Genomic DNA, 19239 nt, shown 5'->3' on the forward strand with positions numbered 1-19239 from the left:
TCAGCCCTCGCGCAGCCGGCGGCCGTAGGCGTGCACCTCGTCGACCAGCACCTTGACGTGATCGGGTTCCACCTCCGGCGTGATGCCGTGGCCAAGATTGAAGACGTGGCCGGGATGGTTGCCGTAGCTGTCCATCACGGCGCGCGCCTCGCGGCGGATGACTTCGGGATTGGAACGGAGCACGGCGGGGTCGAGGTTGCCCTGCAGGGCGACCTTGCCGGCCACGGCGCGGCGGGCGTCGGCAAGATCAATGGTCCAGTCCACGCCCAACGCGTCGCAGCCGGTGTCAGACATCTCGCCCAGGTGCGGGCCGGCGCCCTTGGAGAACAGGATCACCGGCAAGTCGCGGGCGTGCGGGTCGGCCTTCAAGGCGGCGACCACCTCGCTCATGTAGCGCAGCGAGAACTCGCGGAAGGATGCGGGGCCGAGCAGGCCGCCCCAGGTGTCGAACACCATCAGCACCTGCGCGCCGGCGGCAGCCTGTGCCGCCAGGTAGCTGGCGACCGCGCGCGCCAGCACGGCGAGCAGCTGGTGGGCGAGCTTCGGTTCGTTCCAGCACATCGCCTTGAGCGTGGCGAAGTCGCGGGAGCCGTGGCCTTCGACCATGTAGCAGGCCAGCGTCCACGGACTGCCGGAGAACCCGATCAGCGGCACCCGCCCGTCGAGTTCGCGGCGGATCAGGTGCACCGCATCCATCACGTAGCGCAGCTCGCCGTCCATATCGGGCACCGCCAGCCCCGCGATGTCGGCGGCGCTGCGCACGGGACGTGCGAATTGCGGTCCCTCGCCCTGCGCGAAGGACAGGCCCAACCCCATCGCGTCGGGGATGGTGAGGATGTCCGAGAACAGGATCGCCGCATCGAGATCGAAGCGCTCCAGCGGTTGCAGCGTCACCTCGCAGGCGAACTCGGGGTTCTGCGCCAGGCCCATGAAGCTGCCGGCGCGCTCACGCGTGGCGCGGTACTCGGGCAGGTAGCGGCCGGCCTGGCGCATCACCCAGATCGGCGTGGTGTCGGTGGGCTCGCGGCGCAGCGCGCGCAGGAAGCGGTCGTTCTTGAGCGGAGCAGTCATGTCAGCGTCCGTGCGGGCCATCCAGGCCCTGGGCGAACATCACTCGGAAGCCACGCTTCAGCTGCGCGTCGCGCGCCTTCTCGAACGCCGCGATGGCCGCGTCGCGTTCGAGGAACTGCTCGCGCTTGAGCGTGGCCTTGCCGCCTTGCGTGCCGCTTTCGCGGTACAGCGTCCAGCCGCCGAGCAGATCCTGCTCGAGCACGATCTGCACGTAGCGCGGCGCCTCGGCCGAAGCGGGCATGGTTTGCAGGTAGAGGCGCATGGTGTCCGTGATGGTGCGGCAAGGGCGCCGCAAGGCGCACATTCTAGAGGGCCGTCGCGATGCTGGCGAGGCGCGAAACCGCGCACCTTTTGGATGGGCTTCAAACCACCCATCGTCGATTGCGGAGAAGTGCGGTGGATGGAAACCCGTCCTACGGCATCGACGACCGGAGGAATGGCTCCCCGAAGATCGCCTCAGCCAGCGTTCCCAACACGGCGCTTTCGTCGGTACCTGCCACGATCTCGGCTTTGCCGATGCCGCGCCAGAGGATGAGCCGCAGCGTGCCGGCGGTGTTCTTCTTGTCCAGCCGCATCAGTTCGAGCAGCCGTTCCGGCACCATGTCGGGCGGCAAGGCGACGGGCAAGCCGAGGCGCTCGAGCAGGCGCTGCAGGCGCGCGGTATCGGCGGCATCGCTCATGCCCAGCCGCTCGGACAGGCGTGCGGCCAGCACCATGCCGATGGCGACCGCTTCCCCGTGCAGCAGGGCGGTGTAATGGCCGGCCGTTTCCAGTGCGTGGCCAAAGGTATGGCCAAGGTTGAGCAGGGCCCGCTCGCCCTGTTCGGTTTCGTCGCGTGCGACCACGCCGGCCTTGTAGCGCACCTTGCGTGCGATCGCCTCGACGAGCGTGGCAGTGTCGCGTCGTGCGAGCGCCTCGGCATGGGCTTCGAGCCAGCCGAAGAACACCGCGTCACCGATCGCGGCGCCCTTCACCACTTCGGCCAGCCCCGCGCGGTATTCACGGTCGGGCAGGGTTGCAAGAGTGTCGATGTCGGCGATCACCGCACGCGGCTGGTGAAAGGCGCCGACCAGGTTCTTGCCGGCCGGCAGGTTCACGCCGGTCTTGCCGCCGACCGAGGAATCGACCATCGCCAGAAGGGTGGTCGGCATCTGGATGAAGTCGATGCCGCGCATCCAGCAAGCCGCGGCGAAGCCTGCCAGGTCGCCGACCACGCCGCCGCCCAGTGCGATCACGCAGGCGTCGCGGGTGGCGCCCAGCGTGGCGAGCGCCTCCAGTGCGCGGCCCACGTTGGCGAAATTCTTGTGGGCCTCGCCGTCGTCGAGCAGGAAGCTGGACCAATGCAGGCCATCGAGTCCCTGCGCGACCCGATCGAGATAGAGCGGCGCCACGGTCGTGTTGCTGATCACCAGGCCATGGCGCCCGCGCAGGCGCGCGCGCCAGCGGGCACGGTCGTCCAACAGGCCGCGGCCGATCCACACCGGGTAGCGTCGCGCGCCGAGCGCCACGTCGATCGTCTGGACGTCTGTTCCGTTCATGCGGCCTGCTGCCGTTGCCAGTGCTGTTCGAGCAGGGCGAGGCAACGCTCGCTCGCCGCCGTCACGCCTTCGTGTTCGCCGGGCAGGCGCAGGTCGGCGATCTCGCGGTAGAGGGGGCCGCGGGACTGCGCCATCGCCTCGAGCTTGCCGCGGCGATCCTCGCCCGCCAGCAGCGGGCGCTTGGTGTCGCGCGCCAGCCGTTCGAGCTGTTGTTCGACCGTGGTGTCGAGCCACAGCACGAAACCGCGTTCGACCAGGCGCCGGCGATTGACCGGATCCAGCACGGCGCCGGCGCCGGTAGCCAACAACACGCCGGCGCGTGCGCTGAGCGCATCGAGCAGCGTGCTCTCGCGCTGGCGGAAGCCCGCCTCGCCCTCGATCTCGAACACGCAACGCACGTCCACGCCGCAATGGCGCTCGATTTCCTGGTCGAGATCGAGGAACGGCAGGCCATAATGCGCGGCGAGACGTCGACCGATCGACGTCTTGCCGGCACCGGTCGGGCCGATCAGGAACAGATTGCACGAGGGGTTCATGCGCGCATGCTAGCAACCACGGGCGAACGCGTCTTGCTGGCCGGCTGCGGCGACGTGGGGCAGCGCGTGGCGCGGCTGCTGCGTGCGCTGGGGCACGAGATTTATGCCTTGCGACGGCATCCTCCGGCAGACCGCGACGACGGTATCCGCTGGCTCGCCGGCGACCTGACCGCGCCCGCCACTCTCGGGCAGCTACCCGCCGGAATCACGCGGCTGGTTTACCTGCCCGCGCCGGGCGCGCGCGAGCGGGCGGCGTACGAAGCGGTGTTCCTCCATGGTTTGCGTGGATTGCTGGATCGCCTGGATGGCAGGCGACTGGCGCGCGTCGTGTTCGTTTCCTCCAGTGCCGTCTACGGCGAGCGGGAAGGCCACTGGGTCGACGAGGACACGCCAACTGCTCCGCACGGCTTCAACGGCGCCGTGCTGCTTGAAGCCGAGCGCTGGCTGGCGACGCAGCCATTGCCAGCCACGGTGCTGCGACTGGCCGGGCTTTACGGGCCAGGGCGCCTGCAGCTGATCGAGCGCCTGCGCGCCGGCCAGGCGGCCGTGCCTCGTGACGCACCGCATTGGGCGAACCGGATCCACGTCGACGACGCCGCCACGGCCATCGTGCACCTGCTGCAATTGCCCGATCCACGCCCGCTTTACCTTGGCGTGGATGACACGCCGCTGCCTCTGCACGTGTTGTACGACCATCTAGCGACGCTCGTCGGTGCACCCCCGCCGCCACAGGGCGCTGGGCCGGCGGGCGTGGGCAGCAAGCGGCTCAGCAATGCACGGTTGAGGGCCAGCGGCTGGGCACCGCGGTGGCCGGATGCGCGGGAGGGCTACGCCGCCGTGCTGCGCGAGGAACGATAGGAACCTGCTTCGAAAGTGACTGAAGGGGAGCCTCGCCACAAGCGGGCTCGTGCAGACGAACGGAGCGCTCAGGCGTGTGCCAGGCCGGTGACGTGCCGGTCCTCGTCATACTCGACCACGGTGTCGGCCAGCGCTGGCAGGGTGGCCAGCGCGTGGCGGCTGAGGCGCTCGAAGTGCGCCAGGAAGCGGACCATCGCCTCGGCATCCATCGCCAGTGGCGCCTTGCGGGCGAGCAGGGCTTCCTCCTGCTCGCCACGCCAGCGGCGCACCACGTCCCAACTGGGCGCCTGCAGCACGATCAGCGCGTCGAGCTTGCGCCACAGCGGCTGGTAGGCGCGCAACTGCTTGTTGACCCAGTGGCGCCAGCGGCAATCCGGGTCGTCGTCGCGCTCAAGCGCGTTGACCGGCGTTTCCAGCACCGCCTGCAACTGCGGGCGCAGACCCAGTGCCCAGCCTTCCAGGATCACCAGCTTCGGAGGCCGCGTCACCTTGGGCCAGCGCGAGGGCGGCACGCGGGTGTCGCGGCCCTTGTCGAAGCGCGGCCAGGTGACCGGCAGTTTCTCCGATGCCTGCGGCAGCGCCGCGAGCACCGAGAGCAGCAGTTCGATCTCGTGCGTCCCGGGCACGCCGCGGGTGCGCAGCAACGGGTGCACCTCGCGCGCCAAGGCCTCGCGCTCGCTGCGCGGATAATAGAAGTCGTCCAGCGTGAGCACTTCAGTGGCCCAGCCCCGCGCTTCGGCGCCGGCCTTCATCACCCGCGCGAGCGTGCTTTTGCCGCTGCCCTGCAGGCCGGACAGCCCGAGGATGTAGGGGCGGCGTGAACGCGCGATGCGCCCGGCGTAGTGATCGAGCAGGTGGCCGGCGAGGGCGACGTTCTGCGTGCTAGCATCGTTGGTCATCCGCGCATGATGGCGCGGCGCCGCCACGATGCAAGAGTCATGCTCAAACGCGAGATCCTGGACACCTTCCGCGGCCTGCTGGACGAGGCCACTACCGGCGGCGACCCCGAACCCACTGCGATGAACCTGGCGACCGCCGATGCGGCGGGCCGGGTCAGCTCGCGCGTCGTGCTGCTGAAGGGCGCCGACGAGCGGGGCTTCCGCTTCTTCACGAACTACGAAAGCGACAAGGGCGTCCAGTTGGACGCGCATCCGCAGGTCGCGCTGTGCTTCCACTGGAAGCACCTGCGCCAGGGCGTGCAGGTTCGCGTGGAGGGTGCGGCGCGCAAGCTGCTGGCGGAGGAGTCCGACGCCTATTTCGCCAGTCGCGCGCGCGGCAGCCAGATCGGCGCGTGGGCTTCGCTGCAGTCGCAGACGCTGCCCGATCGCGACACCTTCGAGCAGCGCATGGCGCGTTGCGAGAAGGAGTACGACGGCCGCGACGTGCCTCGCCCGCCGCACTGGGGTGGCTTCGTGGTGGAGCCGGACATGGTCGAGTTCTGGTACGGCGCGCAGTTCCGGCTGCACGAGCGCGTGCGCTGGAGCCGTCACGGGCAGACATGGACCAGCCGGCTGCTCTACCCGTGAGCCATGCCCAGCCCGCGCCGCACGTCGCCCAGAACGGTTTCGTCGTGCACACGCGCGAGCGTGGCTTCTGCGACATCACCAGCAAGGTGGCCGAGGCGATCGCCGCCAGCCACGTGCAGACCGGCATCGCCAACGTCTTTACCCTGCACACCAGCTGCTCGCTGCTGATCTGCGAGAACGCCGATCCGACCGTGCGCTCGGACCTGGAACGCTGGTTCGCGCGCGCCGTGCGCGATGGCGATCCCCTGTTCGAACACGACGCCGAAGGGCCGGACGACATGCCGGCCCATGTCCGAGCGATCCTCACCGGCGTGAGCCTCACCGTGCCGGTCCACGGCGGCAAGCCGCAGCTGGGGACGTGGCAGGGCATCTACCTGTGGGAACACCGCCGCGAACCGCACCAGCGCAGGGTCTCGGTGACCGTGCTGGGGCACTGATGGACGGTTTTCCGCAGCGCATCGTCTGTCTCACCGAGGAACCGACCGAAGTGCTCTACGCGCTGGGCGAGGAGCACCGCATCGTCGGCATCTCCGGGTTCACCGTGCGGCCGCCGCGGGCACGCAAGGAGAAACCCAAGGTTTCCGCGTTCACCAGCGCGAAGATCGGCGAGATCCTGAAACTGGAGCCGGACCTGGCGATCGGCTTCTCCGACATCCAGGCGGACATCGCGCGCGATCTGGTCAAGGCCGGCGTGGAGGTCTGGATCAGCAACCACCGCAGCGTGGAAGGCATCCTGGCCTACATCCGCCGGCTGGGGGCGATGGTGGGTGCGTACGAGAACGCCGAAGCCTATGCGCAGCGCGCGGAGGCGCACATTGCCGAGGTGCGTGCGGCGGCCGCGCAGCTGCCACGCCGGCCGAGGGTGTATTTCGAGGAATGGGACGAGCCGATCATCACCGGCATCCGCTGGGTGGCCGAGCTGATCGGTATCGCCGGCGGCGAAGACGCATTTCCCGAGCTAGCGCGCGAACCACTGGCCAAGCAACGCATCCTGGCCGATGGCGGGGAAATCGTGCGCCGGGCGCCGGACATCATCCTGGGTTCGTGGTGCGGCAAGCGCTTCCGGCCGGAAAAGGTAGCGGCACGGCCCGGGTGGGACGCCATTCCGGCGGTACGCGACGGCGAGCTGCATGAAGTCAAGTCGCCGATCATTCTGCAGCCGGGGCCGGCAGCGCTGTTCGATGGGCTGAACGAACTGCATCGCATCATTGCGGGCTGGGCTAACCGACGCCTGTAGGAGCGCCCACGGGCGGGACCGCCAGGGCGCTTGCCACCCCTGATGCCTGCAGGAGCGTGCCTGTGCGCGACCGGCAGCGCCAAGGTCGCGCACAGGTGCGCTCTGGAAGTGAAGCAGGCTAGAACCCGCGCGCCAGCTGGTTGCCCCAGTCGAACAGCGGCGCCGCGACGAGGATGCGCGCGAGCAGCAGGACGATCATCACCACGGCCGGCGAGAAGTCGAGCATGCCCACCACCAGCTTGCCGCGCAGCGGCTTCAGCAGCGGATCGACGATGCCCTCCACCAGCCGCAGCACGGGATGGTAGGTGTCCACGGCGAACATGCTCAGCAGCGACCAGCCGAACACCAGCACCAGATAGAACAGCAGCACGAAGTCGAGCAGGTCGGCCAGCGCCAGCACCAGCAGGCCGGCCACGTGCGGCAGTGTGCCGACCAGCGCGAACAGCACCACGCGCTTGACCAGCATCACCAGGTAGCACACCAGCAGCGCGGCCAGATTCAGCCGGCGCCAGTTGGGCAGCATGCGCCGGACCGGTGCCAGTACCGGATTGGTGTAGCGATAGACGAACTGGCTGATCGGGTTGCGGAAGTCGGCGCGCCCCGCCTCGGCCAGCAGGCGCAGCACGAACAGCGTGGCCACGACATCGAAGGCGATCTCCAGCAACAGCGAAAACGCGTTCAGCAGGTAGATCACGGGCGTGACTCCTTGGCGTCCAGTTCGGCGGCCAGTTCGGCCCCGCGGCGGGTGGCGGCGGCCACGGCCCGGGCGGCGATGCGCGGCAGGCCGTCGGCGGCGAAACTTTCCAGCGCGGCCTGGGTGGTGCCGTTGGGCGAGGTGACCCGCCGGCGCAGCTCGCCCGGGGCCTCGCCGCTCTCGACCAGCATGCGGCCGGCGCCCAGGCAGGTCTGCGCGGCCAGCGCGCGGGCTGTCTCGCGCGGGAGGCCCTGTGCCGTCGCGGCATCCTCCAGTGCCTCGACCAGCGCGAAGAAGTAGGCCGGACCTGAACCGGACAATCCGGTGACGGTATCCATCAGCGCCTCGTCGTCGATCCAGCGGGTCAGGCCCACCGCATCCAGGATGTGCTGCGCCTGGGCCTTCTGCGGCGGGCTGACCCGGGCATTGGCGCACAACCCGGTGGCGCCTGCGCCGATCAGGGCGGGCGTATTGGGCATGCAGCGCACGATCGGCAGATGTGCGCCGAACCAGCGCTCGAGCTGGTCGAGCCGCACGCCGGCGGCGATCGAGATCACCAGCGGGCGCTGGCGTTGCAGCACATCGCGCAGCTCGGTCTGGAGCGCCGGCATGATCTGCGGCTTGACCGCCAGCAGCAGGATCTCGGCGTCCTCGGAGGCCAGCCGGTTCTCGGCAAAGGTCGCCACGCCGAATTCGCGGGCGAGTGCTTCGCGCGCCTGCGCCAGCGGTTCGGCCACGCGGATGGACGAAGCCGCGGCGCCCGTCTTGAGCAGGCCGCCGATCAGGCTGCGGGCCATGTTGCCGCCGCCGATGAAGGCAAGTCGTGTCATGCCGGTCCCTTGGGTTGTGGGGCCCGATACCTTAACCCGAAGCGGCCGGCGGGCGGGTGACAAGGCCGACCCAAGCCTTGCGGGAGCGCACCTGTGCGCGACCGCGATGTCCGGTCGAGCGCAAAGAAGGGCGTTCCTGCAAGGGACGAGGGAACCGGCGGGAAGCCATCGCAGTTTCCGCATCCGAAGGCGCCAACCCACTGGTCGCAAAGCCATTCGCGCGAGTAGTATCGGCTCGTTGCGAGGGGGTTGTCGGATGGCCGGCTCGAAGGCGACGGAGCGCGTGCGCGAGCGCGCGACCGGGCGGTCCCCTGCGCATTACCGCTATTCATCCAGACGAACGTTTTAAGGGGAAACGCCCGATGGACATCGCCGAACTGTTGGCCTTCTCGGTCAAGAACAAGGCCTCGGACCTGCATCTTTCGGCCGGCCTGCCGCCGATGATCCGCGTGGACGGCGACGTGCGTCGCATCAACATCCCACCGCTGGAGCACAAGCAGGTCCATTCGCTGATCTACGACATCATGTCGGACAAGCAGCGGCGCGACTACGAGGAGTTCTACGAGACCGATTTTTCGTTCGAGATCCCCGGCCTGGCGCGCTTCCGCGTCAACGCGTTCAACCAGAACCGCGGCGCCGGCGCGGTGTTCCGTACGATTCCTTCCGAAGTGCTGACGCTGGAGGACCTCGGCGCACCGCGCATCTTCCGCGAGCTGATCGAGCAGCCACAGGGGCTGATCCTGGTGACCGGTCCGACCGGTTCGGGCAAGTCGACCACGCTGGCGGCGATGGTCGACCACATCAACAAGAACGAATACGGGCACATGCTCACGGTCGAGGATCCGATCGAGTTCGTGCACACCTCGCAGAAGTGCCTGGTCAACCAGCGCGAGGTCCACCGCGACACGCACGGCTTCAACGAAGCGCTTCGCTCGGCGCTGCGCGAAGATCCCGACTACATCCTGGTCGGCGAGTTGCGCGACCTGGAAACCATCCGCCTGGCGCTGACCGCCGCGGAAACCGGCCACCTCGTGTTCGGCACCTTGCACACCAGCTCGGCGGCCAAGACCATCGACCGCATCATCGACGTGTTCCCCGCCGGCGAGAAGCCGATGGTGCGCTCGATGCTTTCCGAATCGCTGCGCGCGGTGATTTCCCAGACGCTGCTCAAGAAGGTCGGCGGTGGGCGTATCGCGGCGCACGAAATCATGGTCGCGGTCCCCGCGATCCGCAACCTGATCCGCGAGGACAAGGTCGCGCAGATGTACTCGGCGATCCAGACTGGCCAGCAGTACGGCATGCAGACGCTCGACCAGATCCTGCAGGACCTGGTCAAGCGCGGCCTGGTTGCGCGGCAGGAAGCCATCGGCTATGCCAAGAACAAGGACATTTTCAAGTAAGGAATGGCATCGCGCCCTCCTGCTGTTTCACCCCGGATCCGTCTCCCGGAGGAGACCACCATGAGCGATTTCGACTTCACCTCCTTCCTCAAGCTGATGGTGCACAAGAAGGCGTCGGACCTGTTCGTCACCGCCGGCGTGGCGCCGTCGATGAAGCTGCAGGGGCGCGTCGTGCCGATCACGCAGAGCCCGCTGTCCGTGCAGCAGGCGCGCGACATGGTGCTCAACATCATGACGCCGGCGCAGCGCGAGGAGTTCGAGAAGACCCACGAGTGCCAGTTCGCGATCTCCGCGCAGGGCGTGGGCCGCTTCCGCGTGTCGTGTTTCTACCAGCGCAATTGCGTGGGCATGGTGCTGCGCCGGATCGAATCAAAGATCCCGACCTTCGAGGAGCTGACGCTCCCGCCGGTGCTCAAGACGCTGTCGATGACCAAGCGCGGCATCATCATCTTCGTCGGCGCCACCGGCTCGGGTAAGTCGACCTCGCTGGCCGCGATGGTGGGTTACCGCAACCAGAATTCGACCGGCCACATCATCACGATCGAAGACCCGATCGAGTACGTGCACAAGCACGAGGGCTGCATCATCACCCAGCGCGAGCTCGGCATCGACACCGACAGCTGGGACAACGCGCTGAAGAACACCCTGCGCCAGGCGCCCGACGTGATCCTGATCGGCGAGGTGCGTACCCGCGAGACGATGGAGTACGCGATCAACTTCTCCGAGACCGGCCACCTGTGCCTGTGCACGCTGCATGCGAACAACGCCAACCAGGCGATCGACCGCATCCTGCATTTCTTCCCCGAAGACCGGCGCCAGCAGCTGTTCATGGACCTGTCGCTGAACCTCAAGGGCATCGTGGCGCAGCAGCTGATCCCCACGCCCGACGGCAAGGCGCGCCGCGTCGCGGTCGAGGTGCTGCTGGGCACGCCTCTGGTGCAGGACTACATCCGCCAGGGCGAGATCCACAAGATCAAGGAAGTGATGAAGGACTCGGTCAACCTGGGCATGCGCACGTTCGACCAGAGCCTGGTCGAGCTCTACCACGCCGGCGAGATCAGCTACGAGGACGCGCTGCGCCACGCCGACAGCTCCAACGAGGTGCGTCTGCGCATCAAGCTGGCCCAGGGCGGCGATGCTCATACGCTGTCGCAGGGCCTGGAGGGCGTGGAACTGGAAGAAACACGCGACAACAACCAGTTCGGCGGTGGCATGCTGCGGCGTTGATTCGCGCTGAGCACAGGCACGCAACGTCGAAATCGAAGCGCCGCCTCAGAAGGGCGGCCGTATATCGGCAACAAAAAAAGGAGCCCTAGGGCTCCTTTTTTGTTGCCCGGTCGCGCCGGGCGGTGAGCGGACTTACGGCGAATCCGCACGTGCGGTGACGGTCAGACCGGTGGCGTCGACACTCTTGACGCCCTTGACGTTGTGCGCGACCTGGATGGCGCGGTTCTTGTCCATGTTGCTGGCTACCGTACCGGTCAGCCGCACCATGCCGTCTCGGGTGTCCACCGAGATCTTGCTGGCGGGAATCTCGGAGGTGGTGGCGAATTCGGACTTCACCTTGGTGGTGATCCAGGCGTCGTCCACCTTGCCCGGGACGGTCTGGTTGCTCGATTGCATGCTGCCGCTGGACTGCGCGTCGGCGTCCTGTGCGAGGGCCTGCGCGAACGGCACGGCGGCCAACGCAGCGGTCAGGCCGGCGGCGATGAAGGCTCGATGGAACGCGGAATGGGTACGCATGGCACTCTCCTTGGGATGACTGTTCGCAACACGATGCGTTTGCACCGTGGAGTCATCGCAACAGGGCCCCCGTGAACGAGGTGTGGGGCCGCCGGTTCGCCGTTCAGTGGCAATTACCGTTGTGAACGGCTGGCTGAAAGGAAGGTTCGCAAGACGCGAAAGGAGGGTGAGCGGGCTGTTGCGCGCACGCGTCATGTGCACGCATGGAGGCGACACTCAAAAAAACGGGGCGCCTTGGAGGCGCCCCGTCTGCAAGCCCTTGGCGCTCGCTTACTTGAGCGTTGTCTGACTGCTGATCACCAGGCCATTGCCGTCGACGTGGGCTTCGGCGTCCATCGATTCGATGCGCGCCGCCTGGGCGCGCATGGCGGCGAACTGCGCCTTGGTGCGCGCCTCGGCGGCTGCCTTGTCGGCCGGGTCTTCAGTACCGGCCGACTCATCCTTGCTCAGCGCCGCCGCCGCGGAGGTCAGGCTGTCGGCCTTCTGCTGCATCAGGTTGACCCAGTCCAGGTACATCTGGCCGTTGAGGTGCATGCGCAGCATCTGGCCGGCGTCGCCGATCGGCGCCTTGAGCGCGTCGGCAAGCTTGCCATCCTCGCCCGCGCCCATGCCGAGCCCGAGGCTCTTGCCACCCATCGCCAGCCAGGCGGGCTGGCCGAACATGTTGGCGAGATTCGGCGGCAACGCCACCGGCTTCCCGTCGGCGGTGAGCTTCAGCTGTGCCAGTGCGGGGGTCATCATCTGGCCCATCGCCAGCAGGCCGGCCGGGTTGCTGGTGCCAAGCACCAGTCGGCCGGTGAATTGCGGCATGGCATTGGCCTGGCCGGGCGTGAAGCTGTCCAGTGAAAGGCCCAGTCCGAGCAGATCGCCGAACGGCGGGATGGCCGCCTTCTGCATGTTCTGGCCCAGCTTGGCGAAGGTGTCGTTGAGGTCGGTCAGTGCGGGGCAGGTGAAGGGTTTGGCTGCCACTGCGTCGGCCTGGGCGCCCCAGAACGCGCGCATCTGCGCGACCGGCAGGGCCAGGAAGAACTCGAACGGCGAGGTCGCCTGCGCTGTGCCGAGCCCCGGCAACTCGACCTTCAGGCCGCTGAAGGCCTGGGTGATGTCGCTGGCCAGCGAGACGTCCCAGCGCATGTCCTGGTGCTTGGCTTCGAGCTGGGTGTAACCGAAGCTCAGCTGCGGCACCCGGCTGGCGATGCGCGTGGCATCGGCCTGGCAGCTGGGGGGGATCTGCAACTGGTTGGCGACCGGCTCGCCCGTCTTGGCCGATTCGGCCTGTGCGCGGGCCTTGAGCAGGGCGTTGAACAACGGATCCTTGCCGCTGGCGGCGAGTGGCAAGGCGCGGGTCAGGTCGAGCTGGCCTACCGCCCACTGCTCGTAGCCCTTGGCCTTGGCCAGCTTTGCGAGGCGGCCGTCATCCTGCAGGTTCCTGGCCGGGCGATCCAGGCCCAGCGCCTGGCGCAGCAGCGGCTGGGCAGCGTCGGCAGGCAGGATCGCTGCGACCGCCTGCTTGCCGACCACGGCCAGGATGAGCTGGGTGCCGGTGGCGACCGAGACGTGGCGGCGGTAGCTCTGCTTGTCGACGCTGGCGACGTCGAACTTCTTGCCGTAGGCGGACTCCAGGCGACCGACGAAAGCTTCGAACGCGTCAGTGTCGCTGAGCTGGAAGCGCAGCACCGGCGCCAGGCCCACGCCATAGAGCGCGGAATAACCCTTGAGGTCCAGTCCGGCGCCCTGCGAGAACGATTCGACTGTCTTGCCGTCCAGCTCCTTGGCGAAGGCGCGCAGCAGGTTGGCGGTATCGGCGTCCTTGGCGGCCATCTCGTCAGCGGTGGCGCGCAACTGGGCCACTTCCGCCGGCATCTGCGCATCGGCCTGGGCGAACAGCGCGGCGCGGGTGTCGTCGTCCAGCACGTCCAGGTTGGCCACCACGTAGGGCGTGTCCGCGGGGGCGAAGGCCAGCGGGGCGTCCTTGTCCTTGTGTCCACATGCCGCCAGCAACAGGCCAGCCAAAGCCAGCGCGAGAGTGCGCTTCGTCGATCGCATGATTCGGTTCCCTGAAAAAGAAAAAAGGCGCAGCCATTATGCCGCGCCCTGAAGACGAACCGCCTGTGCCTGCGGTTGGGGATTTAAGCCCGCGATCAGCGGGCGAGCAGCTCGCCCAGCACCGCCATGCGGACGAACACGCCGTTGCCGACCTGTTCGAGGATCTTCGACTGGGCGCCGTCGGCAACCTCCGAGGCGATTTCCACGCCGCGGTTGATCGGGCCCGGGTGCATCACCAGGCAGCCCTTGGCCGCCAACGCAAGGCGGCGGGTATCCAGGCCGTAGCGGGCGAAGTAGGCCGCCTCGTCGGGAAGTTCGGTGGCGCTCATGCGCTCCTTCTGCAGGCGCAGCATGATCGCCACATCGGCGCCGGCGATCGCCTCGTCGAAATCCTCGACGAACACGCAGCGGGGGAATTCCTCCTGCGACGGCATCAGCGGCCCGGGCCCGCACAGGCGAATCTCGCGCACGCCCATCGCGGTGAGCGCATGCACGTCCGAGCGCGCCACGCGCGAGTGCTTGATGTCGCCGCAGATCACCACCGCCAGGTTCTCGAAATCCGGGCGGTGCTCGCGGATGGTCATCACGTCGAGCAGGCCCTGGGTGGGATGCGCGCGGTTGCCATCGCCGGCGTTGATCACCGATACGCCGCTCATCGCGTGGCGTACCAGTTCCTCCGGTGTCCCGGAGGCCTTGTGGCGTACCACGATGGCGTCCAGGTGCATTGCCTCGAGTGTGTGCAGGGTGTCGAACAGCTCCTCGCCCTTGCTGGTGGAGGAGAAGCCGATGTCGAAATTGATCACGTCCGCGCCCAGCCGGCGAGCGGCCAGTTCGAACGAGGTACGCGTGCGCGTGGACGGTTCGAAAAACAGGTTGAGCACGGTTCGGCCGCTGAGCAGGTCCAGCTTGCGGGTGCCGTGGGCACAGGCGTCGCGCATCGACAGCGCGCGATCGAGCAGGCGCTCGATGCAGGCGCGGGGCAGGTTTTCCAGCGTGGTCAGGTGGCGCAGGCGAGGGCTCATGGCGGGCGGTTCGAAGGCGCGGGAGGGGATGAACATGCGATGGCCTGGCTCAAGCTAGTGGGAGGCGGATGCGACGGCAAGCCAGCGTTCGAGGATCACCGCGGCGGCTTCAGCGTCGATAGTGGCCGCGTCGCTGCGGCGCTTCGTGCCGGCGGCACGCGCTTGCGCGAATCGCTGAGCGGCCTCCTGCGAGCTGTGCTGTTCGTCCACCAGGGCGACTGGCGCCTGGTAGCGCTCGCGCAGGTGTTCGGCAAAACGGCGGGCAAGCCGGGTGGCCGGCTGCACGGTTCCGTCCAGCGCCAGCGGCAGGCCGACGACCAGCGTGTCCGGCTGCCATTGTTTGTGCAGGGTGTCCAGTTGCGCCCAGTCCGGGCCGTTGTCGCGAACGGGTATGACAGCCAGGGCACGAGCGCTTGCGGTGATGGTGTTGCCGATGGCTACGCCGATCAGCTTGCTGCCAACGTCGAAACCCAGCACGCAGCTCATGCGTGCTTGACCGTGTCGCCGGGCGCCCGCCAGGGGGTCACGCGTGGCCTGCGTAGCCGGGAAGTTGCAGCGGATCGACGCCGACCAGGCCGGCGGCCGCGCTCCAGCGTTCTTCCAGTGGGGTGTGGAACATCACCCGCTCGTTCGCTTCCGCGGTGAGCCAGCTGTTGTCTTTCAGTTCCTGCTCGAGCTGGCCGGCGCTCCAGCCGGCGTACCCCAGCGCCATCAGTGCGTCTTGCGGTCCTTCGCCGGCCGCCATCGCAACCAGGATGTCGCGCGATGTGGTCACCGACCATTCGGCGTTGATGCGGTAGCTCGATTCCCAGTGGCCGTGCTCACGATGCAGCACGAACCCGCGCTCCTGTTGCACCGGACCGCCGATCAACACCGGCTGGTCGGCCAGTTCCAGGTCGCTGCAGTCGAGCTTGAGCTGCGCCAGCACGTCGCCGAGCCGGTATTCGGAAAGCCGGTTGACCAGCAGGCCCACTGCACCGTCCTCGTCGTGCTGGCACAGGAAAGCCACGCTGCGCGAAAACGGCGGCTCGGCCAGGCTCGGCATGGCGATCAGGAAATGTCCGGCGAGGGTCTGCGGGTTGGGGACGGCGCTCATGCGGCCATTGTAATGCGGGGGAGGGCATTCGTTGTAACGCGCGCGATGTGAAGCGCCTGCGTTGGGTGAAACCTTGACTCCGTCTACCGCGGCTCAACGATGGCGCAGCGTGTCGTCCGCGCCGAACTCCCACACCCGGTCGATGTAGAGAATGGTGGTGCCCTGCTTGTCCTGCGGCCACGGCGGGAACGGCGCCGACAGATGCACGATGCGCTTGGCCGCCTCGTCCAGTACGGGAAAGCCGGAGCTCCGGATGATCTGGATTTCGGCGATGCTGCCATCGCGGTTCAGGCCCACGCTGACCTCCAGGTCGCCATGGATGTGCTGACGCCTGGCCTCGTCGGGATAATTCAGGTTGCCGACGCGCTCGACGCGTTTGAACCAGCCGTGGAGATAAGCCGCGTACATGCCTTCGGCGGTGTTGGCAGAGAGGAATTTCTTCACCGGCCGCTTGGCGTAGCGCTTGACCTTGCGGTCCCGTTCGGCGGTCAGCCGGGCCGCCTCCTGCCGAAGCCGTTCGAGGTCGGACGGCTGCTCGGTGTCAGGCCGCGCCTTGTTGGCCGTGTCGCTCGCCACTTTGTGCCTGCTGTTTCCGATCGTCGTGACCAGGCGGTCCGGGGTGGCGTCCTGGGCCTGGAGGTGCTGCTCTTGCTGTGGCAGAGGGGCGGCACCGTTGTTCGGTACCGGCAGCAGGCCCGACAGCCGGTCGGTGGGACGGCCGACCTCGTCACTGTTTCCGCCGCCGCGGTTGTTGGCCTGGGCAAGGAAGTCGGCTTTGTCCGGCGCCTCGCGGTTGGCGACGTCGACCAGGGTTACGTCCAGCGTCGGCAGGCTCGGCCTGGGCTTGGCGAAATGAAACGTCAGCCCGAGCACAAGCACGCCGTGCAACAGCAGGGAAAACAGGAAGGTCGCCCCGATCGGATCAGGGGTATCGGGGCGGCGTACGGTGGCACTCACGCGGGGGCGTTCTCGATCGCGTCGAACAGCAGTCCGGCGATATTAAGCCCGAACTGCGCGTCCAGTTCTCGCACACACGTCGGGGATGTGACGTTGATCTCGGTGAGGTAGTCACCGATCACGTCCAGCCCGACGAAACGCAGGCCGCGGCGACGCAGTTCCGGACCGACCTGCGCGGCTACCCAGCGGTCGCGCTCGCTGAGCGGCACGCCCACGCCCCGTCCGCCGACGGCAAGGTTTCCGCGGAACTCGTCGCCCTGCGGGATGCGCGCCAGCGCGTAGGGTACCGGCTCGCCGTCGACCAGCAGGATGCGCTTGTCGCCGGCGCTGATCTGCGGAATGAATTTCTGCGCGACCGCGAACTGACGGCCCTCGCCGTGGGAATCCCCTCCGACAAGCGTCTCGAGCATCGAGTTGAGGTTGGGATCGCCCGCCTTGACACGGAAGATGCCGCGCCCGCCCATGCCATCCAGCGGCTTGAGCACGACCTCTCCATGTTCGGCGACGAACCGGCGCAATTCCGCCGGTTCGCGTGCCACCAGCGTTGGCGCCATGCACTGGGGAAAGTGCAGGGCAAACACCTTTTCGTTGCAGTCGCGCAGGGCGCGCGGGTCGTTGACGACCTGGACGCCGTCGCGCTGGGCCGCTTCGAGCACCATCGTGTCGTATATGAACTGCGCGTCGACCGGGGGGTCCTTGCGCATCAGGACCAGGTCGATCCCGCGCAGTTCGCGCCATTGCGCCTGGCCAAGCTCGTACCAGCCCGCCGGGTCGTCGCGTACGGAAAGCGGGGCCAGGCGCGCGTAGGCGACGCCGTCGCGCAGCGCCAGGTCACCCTGTTCCATGTAAAGCAGTGCGTGCCCGCGGCGTTGTGCCTCCAGCAGCATGGCGAATGTGGAGTCCTTGGCGATCTTGATGGCGCGGATGGGATCCATCAGCACGGCGACCGAAAGCGGCATGAAACATGCTCCATGGCGGGAAGGTGCGCAGCCGGGGAAGGGCATGTGGCGTGCGCGGCAGGTCCGGATGGTGGCCGAGGGGGCGTAAAGCGGCAAGTTCTGACGCGCTCGCTCAAGAACTGACGCGTTTGCCGATACAACCCATCAGCCGGCTCCACGCCTTGATTTTTGCTTGACGCCGCTTGTGACAGGCGGTAAACAGCAACGCAATGAATGCGTTGCCGGCAATCGGAACGCAACCACAGAACAAGTTGCGGTTTTTCTGCACACTGGTCGGCATCCGCCCGGCCCGTGTGCCTTACCTGAGCCTCGGGCGGGCAGCAGGGGGTTTGAGTGAACTTGAATACGAGCGATAACGGCTTGTCCGGTCTGAAGGTCATGGTGATCGATGACTCCAAGACCATCCGGCGAACGGCCGAAACCTTGCTCAAGAAGGAAGGTTGCGAGGTGCTCACGGCCGTCGATGGCTTCGAGGCATTGGCGAAAATCTCCGACCAGAAGCCGGCCATCATCTTCGTCGACATCATGATGCCGCGGCTGGACGGCTACCAGACCTGCGCGCTGATCAAGAACAATCCGCAGTTCCGCGCCACGCCTGTGATCATGCTGAGCTCGAAGGATGGCCTGTTCGACAAGGCCCGCGGCCGCATCGTCGGCGCCGAGCAATACCTGACCAAGCCGTTCACCCGCGACGAACTGCTTGGCGCCATCCATCGTCACGTCAGCACGGTCTGAAAAGCCACTGACTGCAGCGTCTTATAGGGGAGACCTGTGGCAAAGATTCTCATCATCGACGACTCACCGACCGACGTGCGCGTGTTCACCACGCTGCTCGAGAAGGCCGGCTACGCGGTCGCCGCCGTCAGCACCGCCGAGGAAGGCATCGAGCGCGTCCGCGCCGAGCTGCCGGACCTGGTCATCATGGACGTCATCATGCCCGGCATGAACGGCTTCCAGGCCACCCGCACGCTCACGCGCGACCCGGTCACCTCGAACGTGCCGATCGTGATGATCACCACCAAGTCGATGGAAACCGATCGCGTCTGGGGCTTGCGTCAGGGCGCGCGCGCGTTCATCACCAAGCCGGTCAACGAGAAAGAGCTGCTGACCTGCATCAACGACCTGTTGCCGAGCGCGGCATGAACGAGAGCGCGAACCTCACGCCGTTCGAGATTCTGGCTCGCTACGAGCGCCTGTCGCTGGCGCACGCCCAGGACGTGCAGGACCGGATGGAAGCGCCCGGCCTGTGGCGTGGCATCGGTTATCGCGTCGGTTCGCGGTTGTTCGTCAGCGCCATCGACGAGATCAACGAACTGCTGGCCGTGCCCGTGTTGACCCCCGTGCCGCTGACCCAGCCCTGGCTGATGGGTGTGGCGAACGTGCGCGGCAACCTCGTGCCGGTCATCGATTTCAACCGCTTCCTGTTCGGCGAGCGTACCCAGCCGACCGAGCGCACGCGTCTCTTGATCGTTCGCCAGGGTGGCGGCAGCGTCGCGCTGATGGTCGACGAGGTGTTCGGCCAGCGCACGGTGGACGAGGAGCAGCGCCGCGAGTCCGTCTCCGAGGATGATCCGCGCCTGACCCGCTTCGTCGGCGAGCGCGTGGCGGTGGGCGAACAGCGGTTGGGTGTGTTCAGCATGAACCGGCTCGTGCGCGCGCCGGATTTCCGCCAGGCCGCGGCCTGAGCGGGGCGATATGTAGGGCCGGTGCCGTGCGTGGCCGGATA

23 protein-coding genes are annotated in these 19239 nt (G+C 67.5%); 9 read left to right on the forward strand and 14 right to left on the reverse strand.

Going from position 1 to position 19239, the window contains the following annotated elements; translation table 11 throughout:
• From hemE to ACFWZ4_RS08765, 4 genes are all read right to left on the reverse strand, one after another.
• On the reverse strand, positions 1–1071 hold the full coding sequence (gene hemE / locus ACFWZ4_RS08750; protein WP_439704312.1) for a uroporphyrinogen decarboxylase: 1071 nt from the start codon (positions 1069–1071) through the stop codon (positions 1–3).
• A 1-nt stretch (position 1072) separates the two neighbouring features.
• Positions 1073–1333, reverse strand: coding sequence for a WGR domain-containing protein (locus tag ACFWZ4_RS08755; protein ID WP_091340633.1), 261 nt, complete (start codon positions 1331–1333; stop codon positions 1073–1075).
• A 151-nt stretch (positions 1334–1484) separates the two neighbouring features.
• Positions 1485–2609, reverse strand: a complete 1125-nt coding sequence (aroB, locus tag ACFWZ4_RS08760; protein WP_439704313.1) for a 3-dehydroquinate synthase — start codon at positions 2607–2609, stop codon at positions 1485–1487.
• Positions 2606–3145 carry a shikimate kinase gene (locus ACFWZ4_RS08765; RefSeq protein ID WP_439704314.1) on the reverse strand — a complete coding sequence of 180 codons (540 nt, stop codon included), beginning with the start codon at positions 3143–3145 and terminating at the stop codon, positions 2606–2608. Before ACFWZ4_RS08765 ends, aroB begins: the two co-directional genes overlap by 4 nt.
• Before the next feature lie 6 nt (positions 3146–3151).
• Between ACFWZ4_RS08765 and ACFWZ4_RS08770 the strand changes: the two genes are divergently transcribed.
• A complete protein-coding gene (locus ACFWZ4_RS08770; RefSeq protein WP_439704315.1) occupies positions 3152–4003 on the forward strand; it encodes an SDR family oxidoreductase in 852 nt (283 codons plus the stop codon).
• A gap of 68 nt (positions 4004–4071) precedes the next feature.
• Here the strand turns inward: ACFWZ4_RS08770 and ACFWZ4_RS08775 are convergent, their stop codons facing one another.
• Positions 4072–4902, reverse strand: a complete 831-nt coding sequence (locus ACFWZ4_RS08775; RefSeq protein WP_439704316.1) for a kinase — start codon at positions 4900–4902, stop codon at positions 4072–4074.
• 39 nt (positions 4903–4941) lie between these two features.
• On the opposite strand from ACFWZ4_RS08775, the gene pdxH reads away from it, so the two are divergent.
• Genes pdxH through ACFWZ4_RS08790 form a run of 3 tightly spaced genes read left to right on the forward strand, consistent with a single transcriptional unit; the run spans position 4942 to position 6766 of the window.
• Positions 4942–5529 carry a pyridoxamine 5'-phosphate oxidase gene (pdxH, locus tag ACFWZ4_RS08780; protein ID WP_439704317.1) on the forward strand — a complete coding sequence of 196 codons (588 nt, stop codon included), beginning with the start codon at positions 4942–4944 and terminating at the stop codon, positions 5527–5529.
• Positions 5526–5966: a secondary thiamine-phosphate synthase enzyme YjbQ gene (locus ACFWZ4_RS08785; protein ID WP_439704318.1), complete on the forward strand. Its 441-nt coding sequence runs from the start codon at positions 5526–5528 to the stop codon at positions 5964–5966. Before pdxH ends, ACFWZ4_RS08785 begins: the two co-directional genes overlap by 4 nt.
• The gene (locus ACFWZ4_RS08790) at positions 5966–6766 is read left to right on the forward strand and encodes a cobalamin-binding protein (protein ID WP_439704319.1); all 801 of its coding nucleotides are present in this window, start codon (positions 5966–5968) and stop codon (positions 6764–6766) included. The genes ACFWZ4_RS08785 and ACFWZ4_RS08790 overlap by 1 nt, the downstream gene beginning before the upstream one ends.
• Before the next feature lie 118 nt (positions 6767–6884).
• On the opposite strand, the gene ACFWZ4_RS08795 is transcribed toward ACFWZ4_RS08790, so the two are convergent.
• Positions 6885–7460 carry a YggT family protein gene (locus ACFWZ4_RS08795; protein ID WP_439704320.1) on the reverse strand — a complete coding sequence of 192 codons (576 nt, stop codon included), beginning with the start codon at positions 7458–7460 and terminating at the stop codon, positions 6885–6887.
• Positions 7457–8290 carry a pyrroline-5-carboxylate reductase gene (gene proC / locus ACFWZ4_RS08800; protein ID WP_439704321.1) on the reverse strand — a complete coding sequence of 278 codons (834 nt, stop codon included), beginning with the start codon at positions 8288–8290 and terminating at the stop codon, positions 7457–7459. Before proC ends, ACFWZ4_RS08795 begins: the two co-directional genes overlap by 4 nt.
• A gap of 362 nt (positions 8291–8652) precedes the next feature.
• Between proC and ACFWZ4_RS08805 the strand changes: the two genes are divergently transcribed.
• Both ACFWZ4_RS08805 and ACFWZ4_RS08810 read left to right on the forward strand, forming a co-directional pair.
• Positions 8653–9690 carry a type IV pilus twitching motility protein PilT gene (locus ACFWZ4_RS08805; protein ID WP_231324242.1) on the forward strand — a complete coding sequence of 346 codons (1038 nt, stop codon included), beginning with the start codon at positions 8653–8655 and terminating at the stop codon, positions 9688–9690.
• A 60-nt stretch (positions 9691–9750) separates the two neighbouring features.
• The gene (locus ACFWZ4_RS08810; protein WP_439704322.1) at positions 9751–10917 is read left to right on the forward strand and encodes a PilT/PilU family type 4a pilus ATPase; all 1167 of its coding nucleotides are present in this window, start codon (positions 9751–9753) and stop codon (positions 10915–10917) included.
• A 132-nt stretch (positions 10918–11049) separates the two neighbouring features.
• Here ACFWZ4_RS08810 and ACFWZ4_RS08815 read toward each other — a convergent pair whose 3' ends face one another.
• From ACFWZ4_RS08815 to gshB, 7 genes are all read right to left on the reverse strand, one after another.
• Positions 11050–11433, reverse strand: coding sequence for a BON domain-containing protein (locus ACFWZ4_RS08815; RefSeq protein WP_439704323.1), 384 nt, complete (start codon positions 11431–11433; stop codon positions 11050–11052).
• 270 nt (positions 11434–11703) lie between these two features.
• Positions 11704–13479, reverse strand: a complete 1776-nt coding sequence (locus tag ACFWZ4_RS08820; RefSeq protein WP_439704324.1) for a hypothetical protein — start codon at positions 13477–13479, stop codon at positions 11704–11706.
• 95 nt (positions 13480–13574) lie between these two features.
• The gene (locus ACFWZ4_RS08825) at positions 13575–14501 is read right to left on the reverse strand and encodes an aspartate carbamoyltransferase catalytic subunit (RefSeq protein WP_439704325.1); all 927 of its coding nucleotides are present in this window, start codon (positions 14499–14501) and stop codon (positions 13575–13577) included.
• A gap of 54 nt (positions 14502–14555) precedes the next feature.
• Positions 14556–14987: a Holliday junction resolvase RuvX gene (gene ruvX / locus ACFWZ4_RS08830; RefSeq protein WP_439704326.1), complete on the reverse strand. Its 432-nt coding sequence runs from the start codon at positions 14985–14987 to the stop codon at positions 14556–14558.
• A 37-nt stretch (positions 14988–15024) separates the two neighbouring features.
• Positions 15025–15597: a YqgE/AlgH family protein gene (locus ACFWZ4_RS08835; RefSeq protein WP_439704327.1), complete on the reverse strand. Its 573-nt coding sequence runs from the start codon at positions 15595–15597 to the stop codon at positions 15025–15027.
• Positions 15598–15690: 93 nt separating this feature from the next.
• On the reverse strand, positions 15691–16554 hold the full coding sequence (locus ACFWZ4_RS08840; RefSeq protein ID WP_439704328.1) for a TonB family protein: 864 nt from the start codon (positions 16552–16554) through the stop codon (positions 15691–15693).
• On the reverse strand, positions 16551–17513 hold the full coding sequence (gene gshB, locus ACFWZ4_RS08845; RefSeq protein WP_439704329.1) for a glutathione synthase: 963 nt from the start codon (positions 17511–17513) through the stop codon (positions 16551–16553). Before gshB ends, ACFWZ4_RS08840 begins: the two co-directional genes overlap by 4 nt.
• A 378-nt stretch (positions 17514–17891) precedes the next feature.
• On the opposite strand from gshB, the gene pilG reads away from it, so the two are divergent.
• Genes pilG through ACFWZ4_RS08860 form a run of 3 tightly spaced genes read left to right on the forward strand, consistent with a single transcriptional unit; the run spans position 17892 to position 19198 of the window.
• On the forward strand, positions 17892–18248 hold the full coding sequence (gene pilG, locus ACFWZ4_RS08850; RefSeq protein ID WP_209620096.1) for a twitching motility response regulator PilG: 357 nt from the start codon (positions 17892–17894) through the stop codon (positions 18246–18248).
• A 36-nt stretch (positions 18249–18284) separates the two neighbouring features.
• A complete protein-coding gene (locus tag ACFWZ4_RS08855; RefSeq protein ID WP_091337433.1) occupies positions 18285–18656 on the forward strand; it encodes a response regulator in 372 nt (123 codons plus the stop codon).
• A complete protein-coding gene (locus ACFWZ4_RS08860; protein WP_231324276.1) occupies positions 18653–19198 on the forward strand; it encodes a chemotaxis protein CheW in 546 nt (181 codons plus the stop codon). Before ACFWZ4_RS08855 ends, ACFWZ4_RS08860 begins: the two co-directional genes overlap by 4 nt.
• Positions 19199–19239 lie beyond the last annotated feature (41 nt).

The organism is Frateuria sp. GZRe12 (assembly GCF_051900535.1).
Taxonomy (GTDB): Bacteria; Pseudomonadota; Gammaproteobacteria; order Xanthomonadales; family Rhodanobacteraceae; genus Frateuria_A.

Bases quoted from the DNA above. Each gene is read 5' to 3' on its own strand.
- gshB (WP_439704329.1), bottom strand. From the start codon at position 17,513: ATGCCGCTTTCGGTCGCCGTGCTGATGGATCCCATCCGCGCCATCAAG.
- pilG (WP_209620096.1), top strand. From the start codon at position 17,892: ATGGTGATCGATGACTCCAAGACCATCCGGCGAACGGCCGAAACCTTG.
- ACFWZ4_RS08820 (WP_439704324.1), bottom strand. From the start codon at position 13,479: ATGCGATCGACGAAGCGCACTCTCGCGCTGGCTTTGGCTGGCCTGTTG.
- ACFWZ4_RS08860 (WP_231324276.1), top strand. From the start codon at position 18,653: ATGAACGAGAGCGCGAACCTCACGCCGTTCGAGATTCTGGCTCGCTAC.
- hemE (WP_439704312.1), bottom strand. From the start codon at position 1,071: ATGACTGCTCCGCTCAAGAACGACCGCTTCCTGCGCGCGCTGCGCCGC.
- ruvX (WP_439704326.1), bottom strand. From the start codon at position 14,987: ATGAGCTGCGTGCTGGGTTTCGACGTTGGCAGCAAGCTGATCGGCGTA.
- proC (WP_439704321.1), bottom strand. From the start codon at position 8,290: ATGACACGACTTGCCTTCATCGGCGGCGGCAACATGGCCCGCAGCCTG.
- ACFWZ4_RS08810 (WP_439704322.1), top strand. From the start codon at position 9,751: ATGAGCGATTTCGACTTCACCTCCTTCCTCAAGCTGATGGTGCACAAG.
- ACFWZ4_RS08755 (WP_091340633.1), bottom strand. From the start codon at position 1,333: ATGCGCCTCTACCTGCAAACCATGCCCGCTTCGGCCGAGGCGCCGCGC.
- ACFWZ4_RS08765 (WP_439704314.1), bottom strand. From the start codon at position 3,145: ATGAACCCCTCGTGCAATCTGTTCCTGATCGGCCCGACCGGTGCCGGC.
- ACFWZ4_RS08770 (WP_439704315.1), top strand. From the start codon at position 3,152: ATGCTAGCAACCACGGGCGAACGCGTCTTGCTGGCCGGCTGCGGCGAC.
- ACFWZ4_RS08790 (WP_439704319.1), top strand. From the start codon at position 5,966: ATGGACGGTTTTCCGCAGCGCATCGTCTGTCTCACCGAGGAACCGACC.
- aroB (WP_439704313.1), bottom strand. From the start codon at position 2,609: ATGAACGGAACAGACGTCCAGACGATCGACGTGGCGCTCGGCGCGCGA.
- ACFWZ4_RS08835 (WP_439704327.1), bottom strand. From the start codon at position 15,597: ATGAGCGCCGTCCCCAACCCGCAGACCCTCGCCGGACATTTCCTGATC.
- ACFWZ4_RS08805 (WP_231324242.1), top strand. From the start codon at position 8,653: ATGGACATCGCCGAACTGTTGGCCTTCTCGGTCAAGAACAAGGCCTCG.
- ACFWZ4_RS08775 (WP_439704316.1), bottom strand. From the start codon at position 4,902: ATGACCAACGATGCTAGCACGCAGAACGTCGCCCTCGCCGGCCACCTG.
- ACFWZ4_RS08815 (WP_439704323.1), bottom strand. From the start codon at position 11,433: ATGCGTACCCATTCCGCGTTCCATCGAGCCTTCATCGCCGCCGGCCTG.
- pdxH (WP_439704317.1), top strand. From the start codon at position 4,942: ATGCTCAAACGCGAGATCCTGGACACCTTCCGCGGCCTGCTGGACGAG.
- ACFWZ4_RS08825 (WP_439704325.1), bottom strand. From the start codon at position 14,501: ATGAGCCCTCGCCTGCGCCACCTGACCACGCTGGAAAACCTGCCCCGC.